4 protein-coding genes are annotated in these 2,947 nt (G+C 62.8%); all 4 read left to right on the top strand.

The window, feature by feature from the left end; translation table 11 throughout:
* The first annotated feature begins 27 nt into the window (after positions 1-27).
* Positions 28-852, top strand: a complete 825-nt coding sequence (locus WCE35_RS08225) for an adenylate kinase (RefSeq protein WP_424592852.1) — start codon at positions 28-30, stop codon at positions 850-852.
* Between the two features lie 187 nt (positions 853-1,039).
* Positions 1,040-1,408 (top strand): 30S ribosomal protein S13, encoded by a 369-nt coding sequence (rpsM, locus tag WCE35_RS08220; RefSeq protein WP_424592851.1) that lies wholly within the window; start codon positions 1,040-1,042, stop codon positions 1,406-1,408.
* 125 nt (positions 1,409-1,533) lie between these two features.
* The gene (rpsK, locus tag WCE35_RS08215) at positions 1,534-1,923 is read left to right on the top strand and encodes a 30S ribosomal protein S11 (RefSeq protein WP_192733848.1); all 390 of its coding nucleotides are present in this window, start codon (positions 1,534-1,536) and stop codon (positions 1,921-1,923) included.
* A gap of 123 nt (positions 1,924-2,046) precedes the next feature.
* A partial coding sequence (locus WCE35_RS08210; protein ID WP_424592850.1) for a DNA-directed RNA polymerase subunit alpha occupies positions 2,047-2,947 on the top strand: 901 nt, incomplete at its 3' end.

Here is a 2,947-nt window from a genome sequence, read left to right as displayed (position 1 = left end):
CCCCCCCAGGCCGGGGGGCGAAACATCATGAGATTGATCCTGTTGGGGCCGCCGGGCTCGGGCAAGGGGACCCAGGCCCAGCGGCTGGTTCAGCGCTACGGCATCGTTCAACTCTCCACCGGCGAACTGCTGCGCGCCGCGGTGGCGGCGCAAACCCCGGTCGGGCTGCGGGCCAAGGACATCATGGCTGCCGGCGGCCTGGTGCCCGACGAGATCGTGATCGGGATCATATCCGATCGCATCGACCAGCCGGACGCGGCGAAGGGTTTTATCCTCGACGGCTTTCCGCGCACGGTGCCGCAGGCGGCGGCACTCGATGAACTCCTGAAGAAGAAGCACCTCAAGCTCGATGCCGTGATCGAGCTTCGCGTCAACGAAAGCGCGCTCCTGGAGCGCGTCGAAACCCGGGCCGCGGAGATGCGGGCGCGGGGCGAGGAAGTGCGCGTCGATGACACGCCTGAGGTGCTGACCAGGCGGCTGGCAAGCTACCGCTCGCTGACCGAGCCGCTGATTCATTATTATTCGGAGCGAAGGAAGCTCTTGACGGTCGACGGCATGATGACCATCGAGCACGTCACAAGGGAAATCAACCGAATCCTGGCCGCGATCGGCGCCGCGAAGCCCAAGGCGGCCAGGAAGTCGGCGCCGGCCAAGCGGGCCGCCACGGGTGCCGGGACAGCATCCAGGTCGGCGAGCAAAAAGATGCCCAGGAAGACCAAAAAGGGCGCCACGGCGGCCCGGATGGCCGCGAAACCGGCATCCAGGGCGGCTAACAGGCCGGCCAAAGCCCGAGAGGCCGGGACGGTCAAGAAAGTGACGAAAAAGGTCACGAAAAAGCGAGCTAAACAATAGAGGCGGTTGACGAAACCGGGTTGAATCCTTTAATAAGCCTCGCATCCAGATTGGATAGTTTTATGACGATGCCGGCCCCCAAGACAAGCTGAGGGGACGGGCGTCGTGTTCGCGTTTGCGGACACCTGCGAGAACAGCAAGAACTTAAAGTCCGATCCGCGTGGGATCGGCGACAGGAGAGATGTCCGTGGCCCGTATTGCCGGCGTGAATATTCCAACCAACAAGCGCGTTCTGATCGCGCTTCAGTACATCCATGGTATCGGCCAGAGAAACGCGGCCGAAATTATGGAGAAGGTCAAGATCCCGACCGATCGCCGCGTCAGCCAGTTGAGCGATCAGGAGGTGCTGCAAATCCGCGAAGTCATCGACCGCGACTATATGGTCGAGGGCGATCTTCGCCGCGATACCGGCATCAACATCAAGCGGCTGATGGACCTTGGCTGCTATCGCGGCCTGCGTCATCGCCGCGGCCTGCCGGTGCGCGGTCAGCGCACCCACACCAATGCGCGCACGCGCAAGGGCCCGGCCAAGTCGATCGCTGGCAAGAAGAAGTAAGCGGGCGAATAGCGAATAGGGAGTGGCGAATGGTTTCTATTCGCTACTCGCCATTCGCCACTCGCCTTTTTCGGTGTAGCCGCTGGCATTACGGCGGTGTTTGAGATCACAGGAAAGGTTCTGGAATGGGCAAGGAAGCTACCCGCATACGCCGCCGCGAACGCAAGAACATCGCCTCCGGCATCGCGCATGTGAATTCGTCGTTCAACAATACCACTATCACCATCACCGACGCGCAGGGCAACACCATTGCTTGGTCGTCGGCCGGCACCATGGGCTTCAAGGGTTCGCGCAAGTCGACCCCCTATGCCGCGCAGGTCGCGGCCGAAGACGTTTCCAAGAAGGCGCAGGAACACGGCATGCGCACGCTGGAGGTTGAGGTGGCAGGCCCCGGCTCGGGCCGTGAATCGGCGCTGCGCGCGCTGCAGGCGGCGGGCTTCACCGTCACCTCGATCCGCGACGTGACCACGATCCCGCACAATGGCTGCCGTCCGCGCAAGCGCCGGCGGGTATGATTTCTGCTCGCGGGCGGCTCGAGCCGCCGGCGATCGTTCTTGGAATTTTACCGCGGACTGATCCGCGAACTCCAACGCCGGTGATTTGAGGGGCAAATCGATTGGCCCAAATCGACTGGCCTAATGGGTGACACAGTGACGATCCAGAAAAATTGGCAAGAACTGATTCGACCGAACAAGCTGCAGATAACGCCGGGCACCGATGCGAACCGGTTCGCGACCGTGGTCGCCGAGCCGCTCGAGCGCGGCTTCGGCCAGACGCTCGGCAACGCGCTGCGCCGCATCCTGTTGTCGTCGCTGCAGGGCGCGGCGGTGCAGTCGGTGCATATCGACGGCGTGCTGCACGAGTTCTCCTCGATCGCGGGCGTCCGCGAGGATGTCACCGACATCGTGCTCAACATCAAGGATATCTCGATCAAGATGCAGGGCGAAGGCCCCAAGCGCATGGTCGTCAAGAAGCAGGGTCCGGGCGTCGTCACCGCCGGCGACATCCAGACCGTCGGCGACGTCGTGGTGCTCAATCCCGACCTGCAGATATGCACGCTCGACGAAGGCGCGGAAATCCGCATGGAGTTCACCGTCGCCACCGGCAAGGGCTATGTCGCCGCCGAGCGCAACCGGCCCGAGGACGCGCCGATCGGCCTGATCCCGGTCGACAGCCTGTTCTCGCCGGTCCGCAAGGTCTCCTACAAGGTCGAGAACACCCGCGAGGGCCAGATCCTCGATTACGACAAGCTGACCATGACGATCGAGACCAACGGCGCGATCACGCCGGAGGACGCCGTGGCCTATGCCGCGCGCATCCTGCAGGACCAGCTCAACGTATTCGTGAACTTCGAAGAGCCGCGCAAGGAAGTGGCGCAGGAGATCATTCCCGATCTCGCGTTCAACCCGGCCTTCCTCAAGAAGGTCGACGAGCTCGAACTGTCGGTGCGTTCGGCGAACTGCCTGAAGAACGACAACATCGTCTATATCGGCGACCTCGTGCAGAAGTCGGAAGCGGAAATGCTCCGCACCCCGAACT

This window comes from Bradyrhizobium sp. (assembly GCF_049691595.1).
GTDB lineage: Bacteria > Pseudomonadota > Alphaproteobacteria > Rhizobiales > Xanthobacteraceae > Bradyrhizobium.
This window is presented reverse-complemented; position numbering and strand designations above follow the sequence as displayed.

Bases quoted from the DNA above. Each gene is read 5' to 3' on its own strand.
- WCE35_RS08225 (WP_424592852.1), top strand. From the start codon at position 28: ATGAGATTGATCCTGTTGGGGCCGCCGGGCTCGGGCAAGGGGACCCAG.
- rpsK (WP_192733848.1), top strand. From the start codon at position 1,534: ATGGGCAAGGAAGCTACCCGCATACGCCGCCGCGAACGCAAGAACATC.